The following is a 26,206-nucleotide window of genomic DNA, read 5'->3' as shown; positions in this document are numbered from 1 at the left end:
CTAAAAATTATCTATTATAGATTTTTTTATATTCTTAAGTATCAATTTGCTATCTTTATCTGCACATTTAACTTTATTTAATTCACCAAGTATAGATTTTTTAGCATCTCTCATTTTAAAAATTCTATCCATAAGAGCAATTTTATCCTCATATCCATCCAAAAGTTTATTACATCTTTTTATTATATCATAAACTGCCTGCCTACTTGTAAAGGTCAACTCAGATATTTCTGATAATGACAAATCATCATTATAATATAAATCCATTACGTTTCTTTGTTTTTCTGTTAAAAGCTTTCCATAAATATCCATTAATATAGATACTCTAACTCTATCTTCCATTAAGCATCTGCAATACTTCTACTGCATATCTCTCCTTTACTTACGAATTACATAATAACAAACATTTTTAGATGTGTCAAGTAGCTTTACTTAACACATCTAAAAATTTTAAAAAAGTGCCTCAGCAAATTCCTTTGCATTAAATTCTTGAAGGTCATCTATCCCTTCTCCAACTCCTATAAGTTTGACAGGAATATTTAAAGTGTTTTTTATCGATATTACAATACCACCTTTAGCCGTTCCATCCAATTTGGTTAGTATTATCCCATCTATAGGACATACCTCCGAAAACTGTTTTGCTTGATTCACTGCATTCTGACCTGTAGTAGCATCCAAAACCAACAATATTTGCTTTTTAGCTTCACTGAATTCTCTGTCAAGCACCCTATTTATTTTCCCAAGTTCATCCATTAAATTCTTTTTATTATGAAGTCTCCCGGCCGTATCACATATTAGTATATCGGATTTTCTTGCCTTTGCTGCTTGTATTGCATCAAAAACAACAGCTGCTGGATCTGATCCCTCCTTATGCTTTATAAGATCAACTCCAGACCTATTACTCCAGACCTCAAGTTGGTCTATAGCTGCAGCTCTAAAAGTATCTGCAGCAGCCACAATTACTTTATGACCATTATTTTTAAGTTTTGAAGCCATCTTGCCTATGGAAGTTGTTTTTCCAACTCCATTCACACCTATTACCATTATCACTTCTGGAAGCATTTCAGGCTCTATTGAAGATATTTCATTTCCCATCATATCTGCAACAACCTCTTTAAGGCAAGAATTCACTAAAGTAGGATCTTTTATCTTCTTTTCTCTTATTTTCTCTCTTAACTTATCTATTATCTCCATAGTGGTTTCTACTCCTATGTCAGCTGTTATCAATATTTCTTCTAGACTTTCATAAAGTTCATCGTCTATGGTCATTGCTCCGGCTAGGATATCAGTTACCCTCTCTGTTAAATTATTTTTCGTTTTACTCAAACCGTTTTTTAATTTATCAAAAAAATTACTAAACATTACTTATTCCTCCACGTTTATAAAATTATGAGACTTTTTCCTTCAAATCCACAGATACTATTTTAGATATACCTTTTTCCTCCATAGTAACACCATACAACACATCCGCAGCTTCCATAGTTCCCTTTCTATGTGTTATAACTATGAACTGTATGCCATTCGAAAATCTCTTTAAGAAATCAGCATATCTCACTACATTTGCATCATCAAGTGCAGCTTCTATTTCATCTAATATGCAAAACGGCGTTGGCTTCATCTTTAATATAGCAAACAAAAGAGCTATAGCAGACAAACCCTTTTCTCCGCCTGACATAAGATTAATATTTTGAAGCTTTTTACCTGCAGGCTGTGCTTTGATCTCTATATTTCCCGTAAGTTCATCTCCATCTGATAAAATCAAGTCTGCACTTCCACCCTTAAAAAGCTGATTAAATATCTCATTAAAATTCTTTCTAAGCTCTTCAAAATTCTTTGCAAATAAATCTCTCATCTTATCTGTCATCTCATTTATAAGGCTTATAAGTTCACTTTTGGAACTTACAAGATCTTCTCTTTGAGAAGTCATAAAATTAACTTTTTCAACTAAAGTTTTATACTCTTCTATTGATCCAAGATTCACAACACCAAGTTCTGAAATTTCCTTTTTTAAGTTGAATATATCTCTTTTATATGATTCGAGATTTGGTATACTTTTTTTTAATTTTAATGCCTCTTCAAAAGTAATTTCCAATTCCTGATTTAATTTAGTATAAAATCCATCTTTTTCGGTATTAAACCTTGTTATAAGTATCTCTATTTTATGTAATTCCTTCTCTAGCTTTGATTTATCCATAGAAATATCATGTATACCTTGATTATGTTTTTCAAGCTCCTGTTTTATACGTATTAAGTCAACACTTATATCTCTGCTCTTATGATCAAGTTCTGATAGATACTCATCTATTTTTAAAATTTCACTTCTACTATTATTTATATTGTTTTTATAATCTACTAACTCGTCTTCAAGTTTCTTTATTTCATCTTTTAAATTAACTTTTTTTGTGGTCATCTCATCTATACTAAACTTTATATTTTGGAGTTCAGATCTTTTATTTAAAACACTTTCATCTATTTGAGCTTTTTCTACTTTAAAACCAGTAAGCTTATCCCTATTCTCATTTATTTCCTTATTTCTATCTTCAAGTTTATTTTCAGTTTCAATTATAAGTTTATTATTTTCCATTTGTTTATTCGATATAACCTGCAATTCAGTTTCTTTTAATTTTATGTTATTAATTGTTTCTTCTAATTTTAAATTTAAAGAAGCTATTTCAGTTGTACAAACTTTTATATTTTCATTAAGTTTTTTGTATTCATCCTCAATTGTCCTTATTTTTTGATCTATCTTCGCCACTTCCAAATTCTTATTGTAAATTTCATCCTTAAAATTAAGATTTTGATCATCTAGCTTCTTAATTTCATATCTATGAATTCTTATACTATTATCCAGAGTTTCAACTTTTTCAGTATACTTGTCTATTTCAAATTTCGTTTCATGTATTTGCCTTTTTCTTCCTATTATACTAATACTTTTATGCTGAAGGCTTCCACCTGTAAGCGAACCACCTGGATTAACAACTTGACCGTCAAGTGTAACAATCTTGAAGGAGTAATTGCCCTGTTTTGCTATCTTAAGTGCATTATTCATATTATCTACTACAATTGTCCTACCAAGAATATGTACAATAGCATTAGTAAACACAGTATCATATTCTATAAGATCACTTGCTATTCCTATATACCCATTCATGCTGCTTATATGCTTCATATCAGTAAATTTTTTACCTCTGACTGTATTTAAAGGCAGGAAAGTTGCTCTCCCTATATTATTGTCTTTTAAATACTTTATAAGTTTTCGCGCAATGTTATCATTAAGTGTTATAATCTGTGATATAGTAAAACCTAAAGCTATTTCTATCGCAATTTCAAATTTTTTTCTAACCTTAAAAACATCACCCAATACAAAACATCCGTCTTTACCCACATTTACTTTTCCCTTATTTATATCATTCATAAGTATCTTAACAGATTTTGAATAACCCTCATGTTGTTTTTCAAGATTATTCAGCATAATATAATTAGCTTCTAACTTTGCCTTTTTAGTATTAACTTCTCTCAGTTCATTTTCACAAGATAAAACTGACTTATTAAGTTGAACTATACTCTTTTTATTCTGATGAATTTTATCATCAATACCTGATATTTCACTTTTCATATCAGAAAAGGTTTTTTGTAATATGCTTTTTGTATTCAAATTCATGTCCATAGAATTTGAATACCCCCTGCACTGCTTTTCCATATTGCTTATCTTTTCTTTTAATTCCTTAATATTATTATTCATCATAGTCAAATCATTTTTTACATTTGATACAGTTGTAACGTACTCTATCTGGTCATTCTTCAAATTTTTAACTAGATCGCTTTTATCATATATGGATGCACTTAAATTATCTATCCGCTTTTGAAAAACATCCGTATTTTCTTTAAGAAAATTTTGTTTTTCAATTAAATTTCTCAAAATTTTATCAATATCATTCTTATTTTCAATTAAACCCTTAACTTTTAATTCAATATCCTTAAATTCGCTTGAATGAGTTTCTATAGAAATTTTTGCATTCTTTAATCTTTCATTAAGCAGGTTTATATTTGCCTCTATATTTTGTTTCCTTGATTTATTATCATAGTACTGCTTTTTATAGTCCTCATCTTTAAGATTCAATTCTTCTATTAATGCATTATTCTTAACTATATAGTCATTAACATTCTTATAATCCAAATTCAGTTTATCTATATCAGAACTTATCTTATCTGATTTTTTATCAAGGTCATCAATTTTAATTTGTATTTCTTCAATGGAATGAATTACTATATTTACTTCCTTATCCTTAAGTTCTTTTGATATAACTATAAATTTTTTAGCCTTTTCATTCTCCAGCCTCAATGGTTCCAATCTTTCATTATATGTTCTTAAAATATCATCTATTCTTATTAAATTTGCATCTGTATTTTCTAATTTCTTCTGAGCTTCATCTTTTCTCCATCTAAATTTGACTATTCCAGCTGCTTCCTCTAAAAGACCTCTTCTATCTTCAGGTTTACCACTTAAAATTGCATCTATTTTGCCTTGTCCTATTATAGAATAACCTTCTTTACCTATACCGGTATCCATAAAAAGCTGCTGAATATCTTTAAGTCTGCACCGGGTATTATTTATGTAGTATTCACTTTCCCCTGAACGATATAATCTCCTAGCTATAGTCACATCGGTATAACCAATTGGCAGCTTTTTATCTTCATTATCGAGAGTAAGGGATACCTGGCTTAATCCCACAGCCCTCCTAAATTGAGTTCCGGAAAAAATTACATCTTCCATTTTACCACCTCGGAGGTTTTTTATGCTCTGCTCACCAAGTACCCACCTTACAGCATCTGCAATATTACTTTTTCCACTTCCATTTGGACCGACAATACCTGTAACACCCTTCTTTAGGGTTATTTCGGTTTTATCTGCAAAAGATTTAAAACCACGTATTTCAATATACTTTAAAAACATAAAGTCACTCCTATCTACCTAACATTGGGAGTAAGCTAACTAAAAATATAATAACTACAAAAACAATAAGAAATTTAGTCATTTTCTCTCTTTGCTTCTTCTTCAACTTTAAACACTCCATTCTACATAATAAGATTGCAAGTCTACATAATATAGTTTATATTATAAAAATAAAAATATCAATTATAAAATAAAAGCCCTGCGATTCAACACACAGGGTTTATAATAGTTTAATTATCTTGGTTCCACGATAAACTTTATGGCAGTCCTCTCTTCCCCATCTATGCTTATTTCAGAAAAAGCCGGAACTACTACTAAATCAATCCCATTTGGGGCTACAAACCCTCTTGTAATTGCAATGGCTTTTACAGCTTGATTAACTGCTCCTGCTCCAACTGCTTGAACCTCTGCGGATATATTATCTCTAAGCACTGCTGCTAATGCTCCTGCTACAGATTTTGGCTGTGATTGAGCTGATACTTTTAATACTTCCATGAAATAATTCCTCCCTACAAATATTAGTTATATTCATAGTTATATTTCTATAAAATGTTTTCATTTCCTTCTTTATACTTTTTTATAATATACTTATATATTGACACCTTTTTGCACTCTTTTCCCATATTAAAAATCAATTTACCACGCATAACAGAATCATCCTGTATAATCTTAACATTTTTTGTTTTTATTTGTTTCATAGTGTCATTAAAAAATTTCTTTTTATCTGCATATAATTTTGAGATATCCCTGCTGTTTATATAAACAATAACATCATCACTATTACTCGCTGCAATTTTACTATATAAGCACTCATTATATATCCTTCCCTCAACCAGCTCTCTAAAGGCAGGATGAAAAGGTCCTGCAATAAGTTCACCTCCAACATTTATTTCTGTTGTTGGCTGAAGTCCTATTCTTATGACATTTATATTACTTGCAAGAAGCATAATATATAATACCCTGCATATATTTACAGCTTCATACAACTCATATGGCTTATAGATGTTTTGATTATACATTTTTTCCATGGGAGTATCTTTTATAACCAAAGCTGGATATATCCTATATATGTCTGGTTTCATAGCTATAGACATTTTGATACTCTCAATATCCTTTTCAAAACTATCTCCTGGAAGTCCAAGCATCATCTGATGTCCCAGACAAAATCCATACTGTCTTATAAGTTCAGAAGCTATTCTCACATCCTTAGCAGAATGTCCCCTTCCGGATTTTTTAAGAACTTCATCATCTAAAGATTGAACTCCAAGTTCTATTACATCAACAGAATACTTCTTTAGATTCTTGAGTATATCATCATCAATATAATCTGGTCTGGTTGAAAGATGTATATAATCTATATATCCTCCATCTTTATAATACTTCGCCACTTCAAGCAATTCATTCTGCTTATTAATATCTATTGCTGTAAAAGTACCACCAAAAAATGATACCTCTATAGTAGACTCATCATGATTCATAGTCTTTAGGTACTCTTCTATAATATTTCTTGTGAATTTTGCATCTACATTTTGTACATTTTGTGCACTCGCTGTAATTGTATTTTGATTGCAAAATACACAATTATGAGGACACCCTTCATGAGGAACAAAAATCGGTATTATATAATGACCTTTACTCATCTTCTTCCTCCATATTATCAAGTGCGCATCTTGCTGCATTTTGTTCTGCTTCTTTTTTACTATATCCAGTTCCATTACCAAGCATTTTTTCATTCACTAAAACTTGTGTATAAAATTTTCTTCTATGAGGAGGTCCGTCATATTTTAATAGATTGTATTCAATATCTACATATCCATTTTTTTGGGCAATTTCTTGAAGTTTTGTTTTATAATCAAGAATTATCTTATTTAGCATTGCTTTCTCTATTATATTTTTAAAATTAGACATAACAAATACTCTTGCCTGTTCAATGCCTTTATCTATATAAATTGCAGCAATTATAGCTTCCATACAATCCGCAAGTATAGATACTCTTTCTCTTCCACCAGTTAGTTCTTCTCCTTTGCTCATTCTTATATACTTGCCTACGCCCAAATTTTTAGCAACTTCATAAAGCGAATTTTCACACACTATAAGTGCCCTTTTTCTTGTAAGCTCACCTTCTGCTTTATTTGTATAATTTAAAAACAAATACTCCGATATACAAATTTGCAAAACAGCATCTCCTAAAAACTCAAGCCTCTCATTAAATTTTATATTTTTATTCCCGTTAGCATATGAACTATGGGTGACAGCAGTTTTTAATATATCTTTATCACTAAATATTACTCCTAATTTTAGTTCCAAATCATCTAATACATATGTATCTCTCTTCATTAAATAAACTCCTTTTTGAAGTTTATTCTTCAATTTGCTAAATATTAACATATTCAAGAATAAACTACATTTTAAAAACTTAAAGTCCCGTACATAAACGGGACTTTAAAATTACTCTTCTGTATGAGCTTTTATGTAATCAACTATATCCCCAACAATAGTTACTTTTTCAGCATCCTCATCAGGTATTTCCAAATTAAACTCTGTTTCCAGAGCCATTATCAATTCAACTACATCTAAAGAATCAGCACCTAAATCATCAACAAATGATGATTCCATAGTAATTTCTCCTTCATCAATACCAAGCTGTTCCGCTATTATACTTTTAACCTTTTCAAATATCACAGTCTTCACCTCCTAAAAGCTTTATAAATAAATAATATTACATAACGGTTACACCGTCAATATAAAATAGTATTAAAATTATTATATTAAAATATTTAATATTAACAGTATTTTATATTAATAGTATTTTTTTAATTATTCTACTTTTCACTTAACTGTTTTTTTATAATACCTGTAATTCCATTTTGATGACATATAACGGCATTACCTATCGCATTTTTAAATGCCTTGCTGTTTGAACTTCCATGTGCTTTCACACATATACCATTGGCTCCTAAAAAGCACACTCCACCATACTCAGTATAGTCAAACTTTTTCTTTAAATCCTTGAACATTGGCTTAAGCAGGAGTGCTCCAAGTTTATTTCTGTTTGATTTTAAAATTTCATCTTTTATCATCCTGAACAGATTCATGCCAACGCCCTCATACATCTTTAATATAGTATTGCCAACAAAACCATCGCACACTAAAATATTCACATCACCATTTGAAGCATCTCGCGGTTCAACATTTCCTATAAAATTAAGTTCTGTATCCTTTAACATATTATATGCATTTTTAGTAAGTTCATTACCTTTTTCTGCTTCTACACCTATATTTACAAGTCCTACAGATGGGTTTTTTATATTTAATATATTTTCAACATATAATTTTCCCATCAATGCAAACTGAACTAAATATTGAGGCTTACAGTCAACATTTGCGCCTGCATCTACTACCATAAATGTTCCATTTTTTCCGGGCAATATTGGTGCTAGTGCAACTCTGTCAATACCCTTTATTCTTCCAAGTATCAAAGTAGAACCTGCCATAAATGCTCCAGTACTTCCTGCTGAAACCACTGCATCAGCTTTTTTATCTTTGACAAGTTTAATTGCTTTAACTAAACTAGAATCCTTTTTCTTTCTAATAGCCATAACAGGTGCTTCATTTGTATCTATAACTTCTCTTGCATCTACAAGCTGAATTCTACCGCGGGTATAATTATAATTAGTAAGTTCTCTTTTTAATTCTTCTTCCTTGCCAGTAATTACTATATCTGCATCAAATTCATCCAAGGCCATAATACAGCCTTCAACTACACTTTTAGGTGCAAAATCTCCTCCCATTCCATCAACAGCTATTATCATATAACATGCCCCCTGTAACAAAAAAAGAAAGTCATATGACTTTCTTCCTATTTCTCAGTTGAAACAACTTCCTTGCCATTATAATATCCACAATTCTTACATACTCTATGTGCAAGTTTCATCTCATGACATTGAGGACATTCAACTATTCCTGGTAAACTCGCTTTAAAAGTCTGAGCTCTTCTTGAATCTCTTCTTCCTTTTGAAAATTTTCTTGCTGGATTTCCCACAATAAACACCTCCTTAATCAGTCGAAAACATCTCTTTCAGTTTTGCCAATCTAGGATCTATATCATCATCTTTACAATTACATGTGAAATAATTTAAATTAGTCCCACAATGCTGACATAACCCTTTACAATCTTTCTTACATAATCTTTTAATTGGCAGCATCAATATTATATTATTTTCTAATACTTCTATGATATCTATTGCATTATCACTTATAAAAATAATATCATCATCTTTATTGTCCTTTTCAGCGTTTTCAAATCTTTCTTTAATAGGAATATCTACGATATAACTAAACTTTTCTAAGCATCTTGAACAAGTGAGTTCTAAAACAGTATGTACCGCACCATTTAATTCAATGATATCTCCTGCTTTACTTAAAATCCCATCTAATTTAATTGGTTCAAGCAATTTGATATCTTCGCTTCCATCATTGAGGCTATCTTTTTCCACATTAACATGGAGCTCTTTTTCAAACACTTCTTTTTCTAATAAATCTGATACACATAATTTCATAATGCTCACCTCTATACATTAGCCACAATTTATTATATAGAGATGGGCATTAAAAGTCAAGATTTATTTGATTTGCAGAATCCTATGTAAACAATAATATAAATAATTATTTTTCCACGATAGCCCTTGTATCCCTTGCTATCATAAGTTCTTCATTTGTTGGTATAGCAAGTACTTTAACCTTAGAAGCTGATGTACTTATTTCCATAGCTTTTCCTCTTGCAGAGGAATTATTGGCATCATCTATTTCTATTCCTAAATATTTTAATCCCTTGCAAATTCTTTCTCTTCCATCTGCTGCATTTTCTCCAAGACCAGCAGTAAATACAATACAATCAACTCCATTTAAAGCAGCAACATATTGTCCTATGTAACTTATTACTCTATAGTAATAAACATCTAACGCAAGTTTGGCTCTCTCATTTCCATTTTCCTGAGCCTCTCCCAAATCTCTAAAATCACTGCTTAATCCCGAAAGTCCTAATACACCTGATTCTTTATTTATTAATTTATCAATTTCTGCTGCTGACATATTCAATTTATTCATAAGGAAGGTCACAACAGCAGGATCTATATCTCCACATCTAGTTCCCATAACAAGTCCTGCAAGTGGGGTAAATCCCATTGTAGTATCTATAGACTTTCCATCTTTAATTGCACAAAGACTTGCACCATTTCCCAAATGACATGTAATAATCTTTAGATCTCTTAAATCTTTTCCCAGCATTCTAGCAGCTTCTTTTGATACAAACCTATGAGAAGTTCCATGGAATCCATATTTTCTTATACCATACTTTTCATATAAGTCATATGGTAATGCATACATATAAGCATAATTCGGCATAGTTTGATGAAATGCAGTGTCGAAAACAGCAACCATAGGTGTATCCGGCATAAGTTCTTTACATGCATTTATTCCTATTATGTTAGGTGGATTATGAAGAGGTGCTAAATCTACACAATCTTCAATTGCTTTCATAACATTATCATCTATTAAAACAGATTCTGCGTATTTTTCTCCTCCATGTACAACTCTATGTCCTACTGCTGATATTTCAGACATATCTTTAATTACTCCATGTTTTTCATCGATAAGTGCATCCAGAACCAATTTGATTGCTATTTTGTGATCTTCCATTGGCTGCTCGATCTTAACCTTTTCTCCATTTACCTTGTGTGTTAAAACAGAACCTTCAATTCCTATTCTCTCTACAAGTCCCTTTGCTAATACGCTTTCATCTTCCATATTTATCAATTGATATTTCAAAGATGAACTTCCGCAGTTGATTACTAATATTTTCATTTATATCTTCCTTTCACATTGAACCATATTATATTTAAATTTATAGCTGTAACAGTATTACAACTAATTGGCCTGCGCTTGGACTGCAGTAATAGCCACTACATTTACTATATCATCTGCACTACAACCTCTTGATAAATCATTTATTGGTTTAGCGAAACCTTGACATATAGGTCCTATAGCTTCAGCTTTAGCAAATCTTTGAACCAATTTATATCCAATATTTCCTGCTTGAAGATCCGGAAATACTAAAACATTAGCTTTTCCAGCTACATCACTTTGAGGAGCTTTTAAATTTGCAACTTCCTTAACTATAGCAGCATCAAGCTGTAATTCTCCATCTATCGACAAATCAGGCCTACTTTCTTTAGCAATCTGAGTTGCCTTAGTAACTTTATCAACTAAATCGTGACTGGCACTTCCTTTTGTTGAAAATGATAACATAGCAATTTTGGGATCTATTCCACAAAGACTTTTTGCTGTCTCGGCAGTGCTTATAGCTATTGATGCTAATTCCTCTGCACTTGGTTGAGGATTTACAGCACAGTCTGCGAATAACAACATACCATTTTTTCCATAATCACAGTTTGGCACTTCCATGATAAACATACTTGAAACTACTGATGTTTGAGGTGCAGTCTTTACAATTTGTAATCCCGGTCTTAATAAGTCACCTGTAGTATGTATAGCACCAGAAACCATTCCATCTACATCTCCAAGTTTAATCATCATTGTTGCAAAATAAAGAGGATCTTTTACTATCTTTTCTGCTTTTTCTAAAGTCATTCCTTTTTTCTTTCTAAGTTCATAAAATGCCTCCGCATATGCCGAAGCCCTTTCCGAAGTTTGAGGATTAGCTATTTCTGCTCCACTGACATTCACACCTAACTTTTGGGCTTTGTCAGCTATTACTTTCTTATCACCTACCAAAACTATATCAGCCAATTCATTTTCTAATATTTTTGAACAAGCTTTGAGATTTCTCTCTTCCTCTCCTTCTGCTAGAGCAATTCTTTTCTTATCTGCTTTTGCTTTTTTCCAAATTTCGTTCATAAGTTCCATGTTCGTTTCCCCCTATAAATAAATTTACATACACTTATACTATAATCCTTTTTCTGCACATTTTTCAATAAAAAAAATAAATTCCTTTAATTAGAGAATTGTATGAATAAATCAAATATACTGTATATTATTCTCAATAAAATTGATATTATTTATATTAAAAGTAAAAAATCATTTAAACTTGTATTACATCTAGTAACCACTCAAAGATTGACATTTGAAAGTTCACAGATTAATATCAATGTATAGGGGTGTTTTGTATGAATGTTACTGGAATTATCGTAGAATTTAATCCTCCTCACAAAGGTCATATTTATCATATAAAAAAAACGAGAGAAATATGTAAATCAGATGGCATAGTAGCTATCATGAGTGGCAACTTTGTTCAGAGAGGCGAACCAGCTTTAATAGATAAATGGAATAGAACAGAAATGGCTTTAAAAAATGGTGTTGATCTAGTTCTTGAACTTCCCGTTGTATACAGTCTATCATCCGCTGAATTTTTTGCATATGGCGCTTTAAGCCTTTTAGACAGTATCGGTACAATAAACAATATATGTTTCGGAAGCGAGCTTGGAAAAATTGAGCCACTAATTTCTATAGCCAAAATTTTATCTTTTGAAAATAATGAATATAAAATATTATTAAAACATAAATTATCACTTGGTCTGTCTTATCCAGGTGCAAGAAATAAAGCTCTTATTGAATTTTTAAATAACCACAATACTGAGTACCCTGAGCTTAACAATATTAATCTAGACAACTTATTGCAAGCATCAAATAACATACTTGGTATAGAATACTGTAAAAATATATTAAAATTAAAAAGCAGTATAAAACCATTTACAATAAAAAGAATAGGTGAAGGCTATAACAGCACATCTTTGAATCAAGATATTTCAAGTGCAACCGCAATAAGGAATTATATTAAAAATTTTTCTTCATTAGGTGGATTAAAAAAATTTTTGCCTGATAATGTATACTATTCTTTGGAAAATCTGAAAAAAAATCAATATGAATTTGTTTTTAGTAATTCAATTTTAAAATATATAAAATATAAATATTTTTTGGATGGCACAAATTATATAAAAAATATTCCCGATGTATCAGAAGGAATTGAAAACAGGATATTTAAATTTTTAAATGAAGCAACTAGCTTAAAAGATTTGATTGACAAATCAAAAACAAAGAGATATACATATACACGTATAAGCAGAATATTGTGTCAATTTTTTATCGGTTTTGAAAAGTGGAATACCGACTTTATAAGAAAATCCAAATGTTCATATGCACGGGTTCTTGGTTTTAATAAAACCGGATTAAAAATATTAAAAGAAATGAAATCTAATTCTGCAGTGCCAATCTATACTAAACTTCCAAACAATATTAATGATTCACTTGCTATTGATGTGCAGAGCACTAAAGTCTATAGCTTAATAAACAAAAATATAAATGCTGCTTCTGATTATCTTATAAGTCCAATAAAATATATTTAACACGCCGTTATTTTGTAGAACCTCCATTATTTAAAATAAGAGGAATATATTTATATGTTTATTTATATATCTATATCAAAAGACATACGATAAAATTTATAAATTAAAGATGGAGGTACTTAATGTTAAATTCAATATTCTACATATTAATATTTATTATAATTGTACTTTTAGCCATTTTACTAAAAAACAAAAATATAGTTATAACCATAATTTTTTCACTTATTATAATTCAAATTATAATAACTCCGAAGCTATGTATCGATGGCGTAATATCTGGGGCATCTTTATTTTTTTATAAGGTTTTTCCATCCCTTTTTTCATTTTTAATTGTATGCAATATTATAATGGCTTACGACGGAGTGCATATATATTCTAAGTTACTTGGAAAGTTTATTTGTAAACCCCTAAAACTTCCTATAAACTGCAGTTTTGTCCTTATAGTAAGTGTACTTTGCGGCTATCCACTTGGTGCAAAATATGCCTGTCAATTATATGAAAATAAGATAATAAATACGAAGACTTGCGAGAGACTTATAAACATAGCCTCAAATGGCAGCCCTTTGTTCATATTAGGCTCAGTTGGCATATCAATGTTAAAAAATGACTCAATAGGTTATATACTGCTTCTATCAAATATACTCTCGTGTATAGCTATGGCTTTCATAGTTCCTTCAGATGGTGTTGTCTTAAAGGATACGTTCTTACATCCTCATAATGTAAAATCGCAGCAAAACATTGGAAATGTGCTAAAATCAAGTGTAGAAAGTTCCATAAAGAACTGTTTATCAATAGGAGGATTTGTGACTTTATTCTCTGTAGCAAACAATATAATTAAAAACAATATATTATTTCATATATTATCAAATACTATTAACAATATAACAAAAATACCATTAGATGCAATTCAGGGCTTTATACTTGGAATAATAGAAATGACCAATGGCTGCAATTTAATTTCAGAGACCAGTCTGTCGCTGTTATATAAAATAGCAATTATAAGTTTTTTATTTACCTTCAGTGGCTTATCCATAATTTCACAGGTATATTCATTCACCTATAAGTTCGATATATCTATGAAGACATATGTTTTTAGAAAACTTATTCAGGGTGTTATATGCTCCTTAATAACCATATTTTTATATAAGATATTCTTCTATCACAGTTTGCCTATTATAAGTAGTTTCAATAATAACGCCGACTGCAACCATTATAGTACACAAAATCTTATATTACTTATATATATACTGTTTTTAATCCCATGGATATTAAGTAAACTAAGATCCTTATTTCATATCTCTTAATTCTTTTATATTTTGTTTTATTACATCAGTTTTGAATTTTATACTTGAATCAAGTTCAACTAAAAAACCCTGCAGTTCACTTTTCAAATTTAAAAGTAACTGCTTCTTTTTTTCAGTTACCTCTCTATCCAATTCATTTAATATTTCGTCGGCATAATCCCTTGCCCCTAAAGTAATAGATTTTGCATTCTTTTTAGCAGATTCTATTATCTTATCTGCTCTTTCTGTAGCTTCTTTAGTTATATCATGATTTTCAACTTGTTTTCTCAAAAACACTAAGTTTTCCTTTTTTAAATTTTCCGCTTCTTGAATAGACTCATTTAATATTCTTTCTTTTTCCTCAACTATCCATTGAGCCTTTTTCAATTCATCAGGAAGATAATTTATAATTTTTTCAACTATTTCTAAAGTTTCATTTTTATCTAATATTACTTTTCCTGTCATAGGAACCTTAGCAGATGTCTCTAAAATTTCATGAAGATATTCTAATAATTTTATAACATCCATTTTCTTTCCTCCTAAAGTTCTTTTATTTTTTTAAATATACAAGGTATAATTTCATCCGGCACTAAATCTTTAATACATCCATCAAATATTGCAACTTGTTTTACAGCAGAGGAACTCAAAAAAGAATTTATCGCACTTGTCATCATAAATACAGTTTCTATTTCGGGATCCAGTTTTTTATTCATAAGTGACATTTGCAATTCATACTCAAAATCAGAAACAGCGCGCAGACCCTTTATTATTATCTTTGATTCCTTTTTCTTCATAAAATTTATCAAAAGTCCACTAAAACTTTCAACTTCAACATTTGGTATATTTTTAACAACTTTCGTTATAAGTTCGACCCTTTCATCAATAGTAAACAAACCTGCTTTATTTGGATTTACAAGTACTCCTATAATTACCTTGTCAAACACTTTACATGCCCTTTTTATTATATCCAAATGGCCATTCGTTATAGGATCAAAACTACCCGGATAAACCGCTATTTTCATTTTTGGTTCTCCTCCTCATACTGATAAAAACATACTGTTGTGTTTCCATATTTCCTATAATTGCTTAATACTATCCTTGAATTACCATAATACAATTTTTCTGAAGTATCTATTTTTGTAACTATTATTCCATCTTTTTTAAGCAATCCCTTTTGATCAATTGATTCTACAGCCGGTGGTATCATATTTTTCATATAAGGCGGATCTATAAATATTATATCAAACACTGTTCCCTTTCGCTGAAATTCTTCAAGAACCTTATATGAATCCATGTTAACACATGTACATATATCTTTAAATTTCAAGTTCTCAACATTTTTAACAAGAAAAGAATATGTTTGAGGATCCTGATCCACAAGATAGCACAACTTGCATCCTCTGCTTGCAGCTTCCAATCCAAGACTTCCCGTACCTGAAAACATATCCAAAACTTCTGAACCATATACTCTCATTTGAATTATATTAAACATAGCTTCTTTTACTCTATCTAAAGTAGGTCTTGTAATATTTGCTCCAATTGGTGATATGATTTTCCTGCCTTTTGCAAGACCTGCAATAATTCTCATATTTCTTCCTCCCTATTTAGTTACAGCTTTAAATAAAATTTTGATAATTTCTATAACATTTTAACACATCTATTATCATTATACAAAGAATTTCATAAAATTATTAGTTGAAACAAATAAACCTTGACGTTTTCTCAAGCTTATCTAGTATTTGTTCTTTTATCCTAAGATCTCTCTCATCTGTACTCATAATAAGCCTTTTAGCCTCAATATTTGCAAATTTAAATATTCCTATATCCTCTACCACATCTGAAATCAAAAATTCATCTTCTCCATGCTGCTTAAAACCGAATACTTCTCCTCCGCCTCGTATTTTTAGATCCTGTTCAGCTATAAAGAATCCATCATTACTGCTCTCCATTATCTCCATCCTTCTCCTTATTATGTCATTTTTAACATCTGGAATAAGTATGCAGTATGATTTATATTTTCCTCTTCCTACTCTTCCTCTAAGCTGATGTAATTGTGACAATCCAAATCTTTCAGCATTTTCCACAACCATTACAGTTGCATTTGGAACATTAATTCCAACCTCAATAACTGTGGTTGATATTAAAACTTTTACTTTTCCAGTCTTAAACTCTTCCATAATTTTTTCTTTTTCCTTAGAATTCATTTTCCCATGAAGCATCTTTATTGATTCTTCCTTAAAATATTTATTTTTTAGATCATTAAATAATTCCTCTACAGAAGTTATATTAAGTACCTCATTTTCTTGTACCAGTGGGCATACTACATATGCCTGTCTTCCCTTCTCTATTTCACTCAAAACAAAATTATAAGCTTTATCTTTATTTATTTTACTCACATAACGCGTTTCTATTTTTTGTCTTCCAGGAGGCAACTCATCTATTATGGACACATCTAAATCACCATATAGGCATAATGTTAATGTCCTTGGAATAGGAGTTGCAGTCATAACCAAAGTATCCACATTTCGAGATTTATTTGTAAGTTTACTTCTCTGCATTACTCCAAATCTATGCTGTTCATCTGTCACAACTATTCCAAGCCTTTTAAATTCAACATCATCTTCAATAAGAGCATGTGTACCTACTACAAAATCAATCTCTCCAACTTTAAGTAAATCCTTTATTCGATCCTTTTCCTTTTTACCGGTACTTCCAGTCAAGAGTTTTATATTTATATTGAAGGATTCAAACAGCTTTTCGGCCTCTATAAAATGCTGCTTTGCAAGTATTTCTGTCGGTGCCATCAAACATGCCTGATATCCATTCTTTATAACATTAAATATACTTATAAGTGCGACTATAGTCTTACCGCTTCCAACATCACCTTGTACAAGTCTACTCATCGTCTTTTCTCTCTTTTCATCCATCAATATTTCTCTTATAACTTTATTCTGAGCTTTAGTAAGAGGATACGGGAGACTATTTTTGAGTTTAATTAAGTCATCGGCTATTCTAAACCCCATACCACTGACATTTAAAGTTCTTCTCTTGAGCATCAGTAATTTAAGTGAGTATGTAAATAGTTCTTGAAATTTAAGCCTTCTTCTAGCTTGATTTAATTTCTTGAAATTATCCGGGTTATGTATTGTTCTTATAGAAGTATCTAAATCCAATAATTTATACTTTTCTATTAAGCTCTTGGGTAGATTTTCCTCTATTTTTATATTACTCAATAAATAAGCTATCAATTTCATTATACTATTATTACTTATTCCCGATTTAAGAGTATATTTTGGTATTATTCTTTGCCCGGCATTATCTGGTAACCTTTCTCTTAATACTTTAGGATTCATTATAAATAATTCATGATTGAACTGTTCCATTTTTCCTGAAATAGTATATGTATTATTTAATCTAAAATTATTCTTCATGTATGGCTGATTAAACCATTTACCTTTAAAATAATTACTGCCACTATTGAACAATATAGTGGTTATTACTTTGCCTGACTTAGTTCTTATATCCCTTTCTATCTTTTGCACCCTACACTTTACTATAACTTTTTGATTCGTTTTATTATTATCTATATTTCTGCAAAGTGAAATCACTTCATAATCTCTAGGAAAGTATAACAGCAAATCCATAATATTAAATATAAAAAGTTTATTTAGAATTTCAGTAGTCTTTGGGCCTACTCCCTTTAAAACATTTATATTATCGTATATATTCATATAAAAAACACCACCTAACAAAAAAAAGCCCAATTACAGGCTTTTTTATTTTATTCTACAGACACTATAAAATAATAAATAGGCTGATCCCCATTATAACATTGTACATCAAGTTGAGGATATTTTTCCTCTAATTTTGATACAAGTTTATTTACAGTTTCATTATCACAGTCTTCACCATATAATATAGTTATAAGTTCACTTTCTTCATTTACCATACTTGAAATAATATCTTCACATATTTGATATCTGTCTTTACCTACATACTCTATTTTACCTTCTATAATTCCAAGCATATCTCCACTCTTTACATCTTTTCCATCAATTTGGGTATCTCTCACTGCAAAAGTTACAGAGCCGCTTGCTATTTTATTTATAGCTCCCAACATAGATTCTACATTACTATCTAAATCCAAATCTTCATTAAAACAGGTTATTGCTGCAATACCCTGGGGTATTGTTTTTGTAGGTATAACTTTTACATTTTTATCCGTCAATCCACATGCCTGATTAGCTGTCATTATTATATTTTTATTGTTGGGTAAAATAAATATATTTTGAGCATTAATACTATCTATACTTTTCAATATATCCTGAGTACTTGGATTCATTGTTTGGCCACCCTCAATTACATTGTCTGCCCCAAGATCTTTAAATATATTTTCTATTCCCGAACCAGTTGAAACTGAAATAATTGCATATTTTTTTACATCACAATCACCTTTAGATTTTTCTATATTTTTACTTTCAGTTTTTATATCCGGGCCTCTATCCTTTATATCAAGTAAATTTCTATGCTGTTCTTTCATATTGTCAATCTTTATTTTTGATAATTCACCAAGCTTAATAGCCTCAGATAAAATCCATCCAGGGTTATTTGTATGGATATGTACTTTTATTATATTATCATCTTTAACTACTACCATTGAATCTCCAGCAGTCTTCAGTTTGCATTTTAAGGCCTCTACATCAGCATCACTTGATTTAATAAAAAATTCAGTACAATATCCAAATCTTATATCATGATCATCTAATTTACTTGAAACATGTTTAACTGTATTTTCCAGTTCATCATTAATATAAAGTAATTCATCTGTATTTTCCTCTAAAACTTGATACATACCTTTTAAAATAAAGAGTAATCCCATACCACCAGCATCTACAACCTTAGCCTTTTTTAAAACCGGAAGCATATCAGGTGTTTTATTTAACATATCCTCACAATGTTTACATACCTCTTTCATAAGTACTGTTATATCTTGAGTCTGAAACTCCTGAGCCTTTTCACCCGCAGCCTTTATTATTGTAAGTATTGTTCCTTCGGTAGGTTTCATAACAGCTTTATATGCTGATCTTGAACCTTCAACCAAACTTTGAGCAAACTCACTACAGCAAACCTCGTTTTTCCCTTCTAATCCTTTTGCTATACCCCTTAGTATCTGTGAAAGTATTACTCCAGAATTACCTCTTGCACCCATAAGCGCACCTCTGGAAACAGTTTTCGCTATATCAAAAATACCTTTATTCTCCATACCAGATATTTCTAAAGCTGCACTTCTAAGTGTCATAGACATATTAGTTCCTGTATCCCCATCTGGAACTGGAAAAACATTTAATGAATTTACATACTCCCTCTGTGAATTCAATTTGTTGCTCGCATTGATTATCATATTGTAAAAGCACTTTCCATTTATCTTTAAGTGTTCCATTTACTGAATTACCTCCTAGACTCTAACACCTTGCACATTTACTGTTATACTTGAAACTTTAATTCCTGTATAATTTTCTACATTGTATTTTATTTTCTGAATTACATTATTGCATATTACTGATATTTTAGTTCCATATTCTACTATTATATATAACTCTATAAGTAATGTATTGTCCTTACAACGAACTTTTACTCCTTTACTTAAATTTTCACTTTTTATCAATTTCCAAAGTCCATCTTTAGCATTTCTAGAAGCCATACCTACTACTCCATAACATTCCATAGTGGAAATACCTACGATATTAGCCACAACGTCCTCCGAGTAATCAATATAACCGTGTTCATTATTGATATTACATATCATAATTAACCCTCCTTAATACAACTACCATATTACATATTTTATATTAAATAAAAAATTTATTCAAGGAAATAAAATTACCACCCTTATCTTGATAATTTACAACTGTAAGCTTATTTATTCTTATTTTCACACTTTAGTATATATCGTGACTTGCACTTATCAATGACTATGTGGTAAAATAATAAATGTTTGAATTGAAAAGGAAGTTTATTTAAAACTTTCGAAGGAGGTGTTTTAGATGTCAAAAAAATGTGAAATTTGTGGTAAAGGCGTTGTATTCGGAGTACAGTTCAGTCATTCTCATCGTCAGTCAAAGAGATCTTGGGCTCCAAATGTAAGAAAAGTTAAAGCTATAGTTAATGGAACACCAAAGACTATGCATGTTTGTACAAGGTGCCTTCGTTCAGGAAAGGTTCAACGTGCCATATAATAAATAAAAAATGCAATTGACAAAAGCAATTGCATTTTTTTATTTCCATAGAAATATTTCAATGATTTATGTTATCATAACTTATTTTTTTCTTCTGAAAAATTTTATTATGGAAGATAGAACTTTAGGAAGCCTTATAGTCACTATTTTCAAATCAATCACACCTCTTTATTTATGATTTTGAATCAGGTACCATCCAACATAAATAAGCGTTACACCTACAACAATTATCCAGCCCCAAATAGGCAAAACAATTGTCACTATAATGCCTATGCCAACAGCCATAGTTACAAAGCCCAAATTTTCTTTAATTTTCTTTATAATATATTTTTTTGACATATACTATCCTATATAATTACTCTATACTATTATATGAAGAATGTCATAATAGTGTTACAAATAAAATTCACTTAATCTTTACTATAAAACACAAGCAACAATCCACTTGAAAAAGTGATATCAACCTCTTCATTTAAAAACTCATTTGACACACATCTACTGTCTCCAATTTTAAGCAAATAATTATCAAGTTTGTATTTCGCACCATATATGCTTAAATCTTCAACTCTGTCACAATATGCATGAAGTGAAAATGTATCTTTCCTTTTCCCTTTAAGTTTTACAGATTTATCAGTGAGCCAAATAACATTAAAATCATCCTTTATGTAACACCTAACACCTTCCTTTAAACATTTTAAAAGCATGCCAATACTTCCAAGCATATGATCGACTCTTGTTCCAGTACAGCCAAGCAGTACAATTTCATCAGGATTAAAGCTAAGGGCTTTTTCAACTACCGATTCCGTATCTGTAAAATCTTTCTCCGGTGGAAACTTTTCAACAGAACATTCTTTACAATTATCAAAATGTCTAAATGCCTTTTCATCTATAGAATCAAAGTCTCCCATCAAATAATCCGGGATTATGGAATATTTATAAAGCACATTAGCACCACTATCTGCACATATTAAAATGGAAGAATCTTTTAATTCTTCCTCAATTAAATCAATTGATGGTGCATTCCCTCCAGATAAAATAACTACCTTCATCTAAAGATCTCCCCTTAAATTCTCTATATTTTTTTTAATGTTACCGCCCTTAAATACAGCTGAACCAGCAACTATTATATCAGCACCATTTTTAACTACTTCTTCTACATTTTCCATTGTGATTCCACCATCTACTTCAATTAATAAATTCTCATTAAACTTATCTTTCATTTCTTTAAGTTCCCTTATCTTATCTGATGAGTATCTTATGTATTTTTGTCCCCCGAATCCTGGATTTACAGACATTATAAGCACCATATCTAAATTAGGAATAAGGTATCTTATACTTTCTATTGGAGTCGCCGGATTTAATGCTACAGCTGCTTTAACTCCAAAACTTTTTATATAGTTTATAGTCCTATCCAAATGTTTATCCGCTTCATAATGTATAGTTATTATATCCGCACCACTTTTTACAAAGTCTTCTATATATCTGTCTGGTTTTTCTATCATAAGATGTACATCAAATGGAAGAGATGTAATCTTTCTTATAGATTTTATTACAGGAATTCCAAAAGATATATTAGGAACAAACATTCCATCCATTACATCTATATGAATCCAGTCCGCTCTCGATTTATTAAGTAATTCAATATCTTCACCCAACCTTGCAAAATTAGCTGATAATATTGATGGTGCTATCTTTATCATTTTTTATTCCTCCTTATAATGTACACTACCACTTATTACTTTTATTTATTATACTTTCTAATGTTTTAATATAAAATTCATACCGCCTGGCATTTATCTTTCCATCTTCAACCGCTTTTTTTACTGCACATGATGGTTCTTTATAATGTATACAACCTGTAAATTTACACCCACCAATATAATCTATAAATTCAGGAAAATAATTCTGTAATTCTAACTTATCCATAAAATCTATATCTATCGATGAAAAACCTGGAGTATCAACCACAAATCCATTGTTCACTTCTATAATCTCACTATGTCTTGTCGTATGCTTTCCTCTTTTTAGTTTCTCACTTATATCCCCGGTTTCCATTAATTGTTTACCAACAACAGCATTTAATATAGTTGATTTACCAACACCTGAAGCTCCACAAAATACAGTAACATTATTATCTAATATATCAATTATATCATCTATACCATATCCATCTTTTGCTTTCAAAAATATTGTTTTATATCCACAACTTTTTATCATATCTACCACATCTTCTATATTTTGACTCCTCATATCTACAAGATCCAGTTTATTAAAACAGACAATTACCTTTAATCCATTATATTCACAATTTAAAAGGAGCCTATTAATCAAATCTAAATTTACATCAGGATTTTTTAGTGCAACAACCAATAGTGCCTGAGTCACATTCGCAACCGCTGGCCTTATAAGTCTATTTTTCCTCGGATATATTTTATCAATAACTCCCTTTCCATTTTTTATGGATACTTCGACATTATCACCAACCATAGGCACAAGACTATTATATCTAAATTTACCTCTCGCCTTACATTCTATTATCTTCTTATCAACTTCTATGTAATAAAAACCTGATATTCCTTTTGTTATAATACCCTGCATATAACCTCCTAATTTATATAGTTCACACATTTCATTATAAAAAGTTAGGCCTCAAGTAATTTTATTACTTGAAGCACTAACACATTTAACTATTGTTTATTCTTTGATGGATTGCTTGGATTGTTATTATTCGGATCAGTATTAGTGTTATTGCCATTACCATTACCTTTATCATTACCATTTTCACCATCATTTCCACCATTATCATTATTACTGTCTCCGCCATTATTTCCGCCATTATTATTAGAATTATTTACATCTGATGGTGTGGTTGTTGGTTCCTTATACTGGTAGTAATTAAGATTGACGGTTGACCCCTGTCTTGCAGAACCACTTATTGATTGACTTGCAACCTTTCCATCTTGAGACTTATCATTGGTAGTTATTGCTGATTTAGACACTTTAAAACCAGATCCATATAAAATACTAGCTGCTTCATCCACACCCTTTCCAGTTACATCTGGTACTGTAACATTTTTAATCTGTGGTCCTCTGCTTACAACAATACTCACCTCAGTGTCCGATGTGGCATTTGAATCAGATTCCGGACTCTGACTTATAACATAACCACTTTGAGTACTATCACTATACTTATAAGTTATGCTTCCAACCTTAAGCCCACTACTAGTTATAATATCCTTTGCAGATCCCAAATCAACTCCAACTACATTAGGAACACTCAAATTATCCTGCCCAGAACTAACACTAACTCTAACTTCAGAATTCGCCTTTACTTTTGTTCCTGAGGAAGGATATGTCTTTATTACAGTTCCTTCAGGTTGACTACTTTTTTCCTTTCCCGCTAAGACAAATTTTAATTTTTTATCTTCTATTGCTTTTTTAGCATCATTCTGTTTCATACCAACTACATTTGGTACTGAAACCTCTTTTGCAGATGCATCAAAATATTTGCCAAATGCAAAATACCCCGTAACTGCACCTATTACAACGACTAACAATCCTATTGCAGCCATAAGTATTCTTTTTTTCTTTTTTGGATTCAAATTTTTAAATTTGGATGCATCTTCGATATCGTTATCTTCATTATTATCTTCATCATCATCTTCAAGATCATCTTTATCATTATAATTTTTGTTTTTATCATCATCCATAACTATCGGATCCATAACTCTGGTCATATCATCATCCAAGTCACTTATACTTATATTAAAATCCTGATTCTTTTCTATCCTTCTAAGATCAGTCAGCATATCCTTTATATCTTGGTATCTGTTTACAGGTTCCTTTTCAATCGCTTTCAGTATAAGTTTATTTAAACTTTGAGGGATATCATGATTTATTTCTATTGGAGGAACTACTGGCTCCTGTATATGCTTTAATGCTACAGATACAGGACTATCTGCATCATATGGCACTCTTCCAGTAACCATTTCATATATAACTATACCAAAGGAATATATATCAGTTCTGAAATCTACAAAACTTCCTTTGGCCTGCTCTGGAGAAAAATAATGAGCAGATCCCATAACTTTACTCGAATTTGTAATCGTTACTGAATTAGATGCCTTAGCTATGCCAAAGTCTGTTACTTTAACTACTCCATCATCCGTAACCATAATATTATGCGGCTTTATATCACGGTGTATAATATTATTCTTATGTGCACATGCTAAAGCCTTTGATATTTGAATAGCTATATTCACAGCTCTAGTTGTGTTTATTCTCTTATTTTGTGTAATTATCTGCTTTAAAGTTTTACCATCTATATACTCCATTACTATATAATTTATATCATCCTGAGTTCCTACATCATAAATATCTACTATATTATTATCAGAAAGACTTGCCGCCGCCGTTGCTTCTCTTTTAAATTTTTTAACAAAATCACTATCATTTGAAAATTGTTTTTTTAATATTTTGACTGCTACAAAACGATTTAGAAGATGACATTTAGCTTTGTAAACTAAAGCCATACCCCCTTCTCCTATCTTTTCTAACAGTTCATATCTATTCCCTAGCATAGTACCTATCATCTTTACACTCTCCTTAAAATACAATAACTGATATATTGTCTCTTGCACCTTTTAACTTACTAAGTTCAACAAGTTGTTTGCATGCATCTTCATTATCATTTTTCAATATTATATCATACATTTCACTTAAACTTACATCATTAGATAATCCATCTGTGCATAAAATAACTTTTTTTATATCATTCAATTTTACATCAAAGGTGTCTATTTCCACAGAAATATTAGTTCCTAAAGCTCTTGTTATTATATTTTTATTAGGATGATCTACAGCTTCTTCTTCTGTTATACTTCCTTCATCTACAAGCTGCTGAACAAGAGAATGATCCTTAGTCACTTTTACTAATCCATCTTCTTTCAATATATAACAACTACTATCGCCAACATTTGCTACTACCATATCCTTATCTTTTACAAGACAGGCAGTTATAGTTGTCCCCATACCTCGTAATCTTTCGCCACTCTTTGAAACTTCAAAAATTTTTTTATTAGCAAGCTTTATTCCCTCTACTAAAGCATTATCCATATCATCTATTGAATTTAAAGATTTTACATACTCTATAGTGGTATCCACTGCCAATTTGCTGGCGACCTCACCTGCATTGTGTCCACCCATTCCGTCGGCTATTACATAAATATCACACTCGTTTTTACTTAGAAATCCTAAATAGTCTTCATTTATCTTCCTAAAGTTTCCTACGTCGGATAACATCCCCACCATATC

At 30.6% G+C, this 26,206-nt stretch carries 27 protein-coding genes; 3 read left to right on the top strand and 24 right to left on the bottom strand.

Annotation, left to right across the window (positions count from 1 at the left end; all coding sequences use genetic code 11):
- The 12 genes from D4Z93_RS05740 to pta form a co-directional block, all read right to left on the bottom strand.
- Positions 1-342, bottom strand: coding sequence for a putative DNA-binding protein (locus D4Z93_RS05740; RefSeq protein ID WP_119971177.1), 342 nt, complete (start codon positions 340-342; stop codon positions 1-3).
- Between the two features lie 108 nt (positions 343-450).
- Entirely contained in the window at positions 451-1,362 is a 912-nt protein-coding gene (gene ftsY, locus D4Z93_RS05735) for a signal recognition particle-docking protein FtsY (protein ID WP_119971175.1), read from the bottom strand.
- A 25-nt stretch (positions 1,363-1,387) separates the two neighbouring features.
- On the bottom strand, positions 1,388-4,954 hold the full coding sequence (gene smc, locus D4Z93_RS05730) for a chromosome segregation protein SMC (protein WP_119971173.1): 3,567 nt from the start codon (positions 4,952-4,954) through the stop codon (positions 1,388-1,390).
- Between the two features lie 234 nt (positions 4,955-5,188).
- On the bottom strand, positions 5,189-5,449 hold the full coding sequence (locus D4Z93_RS05720; RefSeq protein ID WP_119971169.1) for a stage V sporulation protein S: 261 nt from the start codon (positions 5,447-5,449) through the stop codon (positions 5,189-5,191).
- 47 nt (positions 5,450-5,496) lie between these two features.
- Positions 5,497-6,594 (bottom strand): elongator complex protein 3, encoded by a 1,098-nt coding sequence (locus tag D4Z93_RS05715; protein WP_119971167.1) that lies wholly within the window; start codon positions 6,592-6,594, stop codon positions 5,497-5,499.
- Positions 6,587-7,291: a ribonuclease III gene (gene rnc, locus D4Z93_RS05710; RefSeq protein WP_119971165.1), complete on the bottom strand. Its 705-nt coding sequence runs from the start codon at positions 7,289-7,291 to the stop codon at positions 6,587-6,589. The genes D4Z93_RS05715 and rnc overlap by 8 nt, the downstream gene beginning before the upstream one ends.
- 111 nt (positions 7,292-7,402) lie before the next feature.
- Entirely contained in the window at positions 7,403-7,636 is a 234-nt protein-coding gene (gene acpP / locus D4Z93_RS05705) for an acyl carrier protein (RefSeq protein WP_119971163.1), read from the bottom strand.
- A 140-nt stretch (positions 7,637-7,776) separates the two neighbouring features.
- Positions 7,777-8,766, bottom strand: a complete 990-nt coding sequence (gene plsX, locus D4Z93_RS05700; protein ID WP_119971161.1) for a phosphate acyltransferase PlsX — start codon at positions 8,764-8,766, stop codon at positions 7,777-7,779.
- A 47-nt stretch (positions 8,767-8,813) separates the two neighbouring features.
- Positions 8,814-8,996, bottom strand: coding sequence for a 50S ribosomal protein L32 (gene rpmF, locus D4Z93_RS05695; RefSeq protein WP_119971160.1), 183 nt, complete (start codon positions 8,994-8,996; stop codon positions 8,814-8,816).
- Positions 8,997-9,009: 13 nt separating this feature from the next.
- Positions 9,010-9,513 (bottom strand): YceD family protein, encoded by a 504-nt coding sequence (locus tag D4Z93_RS05690; protein ID WP_119971159.1) that lies wholly within the window; start codon positions 9,511-9,513, stop codon positions 9,010-9,012.
- A gap of 106 nt (positions 9,514-9,619) precedes the next feature.
- Positions 9,620-10,816, bottom strand: a complete 1,197-nt coding sequence (locus D4Z93_RS05685) for an acetate kinase (protein ID WP_119971157.1) — start codon at positions 10,814-10,816, stop codon at positions 9,620-9,622.
- A 63-nt stretch (positions 10,817-10,879) separates the two neighbouring features.
- Complete coding sequence (gene pta, locus D4Z93_RS05680; protein ID WP_119971155.1) at positions 10,880-11,878, bottom strand: phosphate acetyltransferase; 999 nt, start codon at positions 11,876-11,878, stop codon at positions 10,880-10,882.
- Positions 11,879-12,138: 260 nt separating this feature from the next.
- On the opposite strand from pta, the gene D4Z93_RS05675 reads away from it, so the two are divergent.
- On the top strand, positions 12,139-13,374 hold the full coding sequence (locus tag D4Z93_RS05675) for a nucleotidyltransferase (RefSeq protein ID WP_119971153.1): 1,236 nt from the start codon (positions 12,139-12,141) through the stop codon (positions 13,372-13,374).
- A gap of 122 nt (positions 13,375-13,496) precedes the next feature.
- Positions 13,497-14,678: a sporulation integral membrane protein YlbJ gene (ylbJ, locus tag D4Z93_RS05670; RefSeq protein WP_119971151.1), complete on the top strand. Its 1,182-nt coding sequence runs from the start codon at positions 13,497-13,499 to the stop codon at positions 14,676-14,678.
- Here ylbJ and D4Z93_RS05665 read toward each other — a convergent pair.
- The 6 genes from D4Z93_RS05665 to D4Z93_RS05640 form a co-directional block, all read right to left on the bottom strand.
- On the bottom strand, positions 14,661-15,185 hold the full coding sequence (locus D4Z93_RS05665; protein ID WP_119971149.1) for an ATPase: 525 nt from the start codon (positions 15,183-15,185) through the stop codon (positions 14,661-14,663). The genes ylbJ and D4Z93_RS05665 overlap by 18 nt on opposite strands.
- Positions 15,186-15,196: 11 nt before the next feature.
- Positions 15,197-15,679 carry a pantetheine-phosphate adenylyltransferase gene (gene coaD / locus D4Z93_RS05660; protein WP_119971147.1) on the bottom strand — a complete coding sequence of 161 codons (483 nt, stop codon included), beginning with the start codon at positions 15,677-15,679 and terminating at the stop codon, positions 15,197-15,199.
- Positions 15,676-16,245: a 16S rRNA (guanine(966)-N(2))-methyltransferase RsmD gene (rsmD, locus tag D4Z93_RS05655; RefSeq protein ID WP_119971146.1), complete on the bottom strand. Its 570-nt coding sequence runs from the start codon at positions 16,243-16,245 to the stop codon at positions 15,676-15,678. The genes coaD and rsmD overlap by 4 nt, the downstream gene beginning before the upstream one ends.
- A gap of 103 nt (positions 16,246-16,348) precedes the next feature.
- Entirely contained in the window at positions 16,349-18,388 is a 2,040-nt protein-coding gene (gene recG / locus D4Z93_RS05650; protein ID WP_119971144.1) for an ATP-dependent DNA helicase RecG, read from the bottom strand.
- A gap of 50 nt (positions 18,389-18,438) precedes the next feature.
- Positions 18,439-20,097 (bottom strand): DAK2 domain-containing protein, encoded by a 1,659-nt coding sequence (locus D4Z93_RS05645; protein WP_119971142.1) that lies wholly within the window; start codon positions 20,095-20,097, stop codon positions 18,439-18,441.
- Positions 20,098-20,112: 15 nt separating this feature from the next.
- The gene (locus D4Z93_RS05640; protein WP_119971140.1) at positions 20,113-20,463 is read right to left on the bottom strand and encodes an Asp23/Gls24 family envelope stress response protein; all 351 of its coding nucleotides are present in this window, start codon (positions 20,461-20,463) and stop codon (positions 20,113-20,115) included.
- Between the two features lie 238 nt (positions 20,464-20,701).
- On the opposite strand from D4Z93_RS05640, the gene rpmB reads away from it, so the two are divergent.
- Positions 20,702-20,893, top strand: coding sequence for a 50S ribosomal protein L28 (rpmB, locus tag D4Z93_RS05635; RefSeq protein ID WP_119971138.1), 192 nt, complete (start codon positions 20,702-20,704; stop codon positions 20,891-20,893).
- Between the two features lie 168 nt (positions 20,894-21,061).
- Here the strand turns inward: rpmB and D4Z93_RS13195 are convergent, their stop codons facing one another.
- From D4Z93_RS13195 to D4Z93_RS05610, 6 genes are all read right to left on the bottom strand, one after another.
- On the bottom strand, positions 21,062-21,232 hold the full coding sequence (locus D4Z93_RS13195) for a hypothetical protein (RefSeq protein WP_162920220.1): 171 nt from the start codon (positions 21,230-21,232) through the stop codon (positions 21,062-21,064).
- Between the two features lie 71 nt (positions 21,233-21,303).
- The gene (locus D4Z93_RS05630) at positions 21,304-21,942 is read right to left on the bottom strand and encodes a thiamine diphosphokinase (protein ID WP_119971136.1); all 639 of its coding nucleotides are present in this window, start codon (positions 21,940-21,942) and stop codon (positions 21,304-21,306) included.
- Positions 21,943-22,593 (bottom strand): ribulose-phosphate 3-epimerase, encoded by a 651-nt coding sequence (gene rpe / locus D4Z93_RS05625; RefSeq protein ID WP_119971134.1) that lies wholly within the window; start codon positions 22,591-22,593, stop codon positions 21,943-21,945.
- Between the two features lie 25 nt (positions 22,594-22,618).
- Positions 22,619-23,491 (bottom strand): ribosome small subunit-dependent GTPase A, encoded by an 873-nt coding sequence (gene rsgA, locus D4Z93_RS05620; RefSeq protein WP_119971131.1) that lies wholly within the window; start codon positions 23,489-23,491, stop codon positions 22,619-22,621.
- Positions 23,492-23,580: 89 nt separating this feature from the next.
- Positions 23,581-25,485, bottom strand: coding sequence for a Stk1 family PASTA domain-containing Ser/Thr kinase (gene pknB, locus D4Z93_RS05615; protein ID WP_119971129.1), 1,905 nt, complete (start codon positions 25,483-25,485; stop codon positions 23,581-23,583).
- Between the two features lie 13 nt (positions 25,486-25,498).
- Complete coding sequence (locus D4Z93_RS05610) at positions 25,499-26,203, bottom strand: Stp1/IreP family PP2C-type Ser/Thr phosphatase (RefSeq protein ID WP_119971127.1); 705 nt, start codon at positions 26,201-26,203, stop codon at positions 25,499-25,501.
- Positions 26,204-26,206 lie beyond the last annotated feature (3 nt).

The organism is Clostridium fermenticellae (genome assembly GCF_003600355.1).
Lineage (GTDB): Bacteria > Bacillota > Clostridia > Clostridiales > Clostridiaceae > Clostridium_AV > Clostridium_AV fermenticellae.
The sequence above is the reverse complement of the archived record's forward strand: the minus strand, read 5'-3'. Positions and strand labels throughout refer to the sequence as shown.

Coding starts and splice junctions, on each gene's coding strand:
- D4Z93_RS05675 (WP_119971153.1), top strand. CDS start 12,139: ATGAATGTTACTGGAATTATCGTAGAATTTAATCCTCCTCACAAAGGT.
- rsgA (WP_119971131.1), bottom strand. CDS start 23,491: ATGCAGGGTATTATAACAAAAGGAATATCAGGTTTTTATTACATAGAA.
- pta (WP_119971155.1), bottom strand. CDS start 11,878: ATGGAACTTATGAACGAAATTTGGAAAAAAGCAAAAGCAGATAAGAAA.
- D4Z93_RS05720 (WP_119971169.1), bottom strand. CDS start 5,449: ATGGAAGTATTAAAAGTATCAGCTCAATCACAGCCAAAATCTGTAGCA.
- pknB (WP_119971129.1), bottom strand. CDS start 25,485: ATGATAGGTACTATGCTAGGGAATAGATATGAACTGTTAGAAAAGATA.
- D4Z93_RS05630 (WP_119971136.1), bottom strand. CDS start 21,942: ATGAAGGTAGTTATTTTATCTGGAGGGAATGCACCATCAATTGATTTA.
- D4Z93_RS05610 (WP_119971127.1), bottom strand. CDS start 26,203: ATGGTGGGGATGTTATCCGACGTAGGAAACTTTAGGAAGATAAATGAA.
- recG (WP_119971144.1), bottom strand. CDS start 18,388: ATGAATATATACGATAATATAAATGTTTTAAAGGGAGTAGGCCCAAAG.
- D4Z93_RS05740 (WP_119971177.1), bottom strand. CDS start 342: ATGGAAGATAGAGTTAGAGTATCTATATTAATGGATATTTATGGAAAG.
- D4Z93_RS05640 (WP_119971140.1), bottom strand. CDS start 20,463: ATGATATGTAATATCAATAATGAACACGGTTATATTGATTACTCGGAG.
- ylbJ (WP_119971151.1), top strand. CDS start 13,497: ATGTTAAATTCAATATTCTACATATTAATATTTATTATAATTGTACTT.
- rpmB (WP_119971138.1), top strand. CDS start 20,702: ATGTCAAAAAAATGTGAAATTTGTGGTAAAGGCGTTGTATTCGGAGTA.
- rpe (WP_119971134.1), bottom strand. CDS start 22,593: ATGATAAAGATAGCACCATCAATATTATCAGCTAATTTTGCAAGGTTG.
- D4Z93_RS05715 (WP_119971167.1), bottom strand. CDS start 6,594: ATGAGTAAAGGTCATTATATAATACCGATTTTTGTTCCTCATGAAGGG.
- smc (WP_119971173.1), bottom strand. CDS start 4,954: ATGTTTTTAAAGTATATTGAAATACGTGGTTTTAAATCTTTTGCAGAT.
- D4Z93_RS05685 (WP_119971157.1), bottom strand. CDS start 10,816: ATGAAAATATTAGTAATCAACTGCGGAAGTTCATCTTTGAAATATCAA.
- D4Z93_RS13195 (WP_162920220.1), bottom strand. CDS start 21,232: ATGTCAAAAAAATATATTATAAAGAAAATTAAAGAAAATTTGGGCTTT.
- plsX (WP_119971161.1), bottom strand. CDS start 8,766: ATGATAATAGCTGTTGATGGAATGGGAGGAGATTTTGCACCTAAAAGT.
- rsmD (WP_119971146.1), bottom strand. CDS start 16,245: ATGAGAATTATTGCAGGTCTTGCAAAAGGCAGGAAAATCATATCACCA.
- rnc (WP_119971165.1), bottom strand. CDS start 7,291: ATGAAGAGAGATACATATGTATTAGATGATTTGGAACTAAAATTAGGA.
- D4Z93_RS05645 (WP_119971142.1), bottom strand. CDS start 20,097: ATGGAACACTTAAAGATAAATGGAAAGTGCTTTTACAATATGATAATC.
- D4Z93_RS05665 (WP_119971149.1), bottom strand. CDS start 15,185: ATGGATGTTATAAAATTATTAGAATATCTTCATGAAATTTTAGAGACA.
- coaD (WP_119971147.1), bottom strand. CDS start 15,679: ATGAAAATAGCGGTTTATCCGGGTAGTTTTGATCCTATAACGAATGGC.
- D4Z93_RS05690 (WP_119971159.1), bottom strand. CDS start 9,513: ATGAAATTATGTGTATCAGATTTATTAGAAAAAGAAGTGTTTGAAAAA.
- ftsY (WP_119971175.1), bottom strand. CDS start 1,362: ATGTTTAGTAATTTTTTTGATAAATTAAAAAACGGTTTGAGTAAAACG.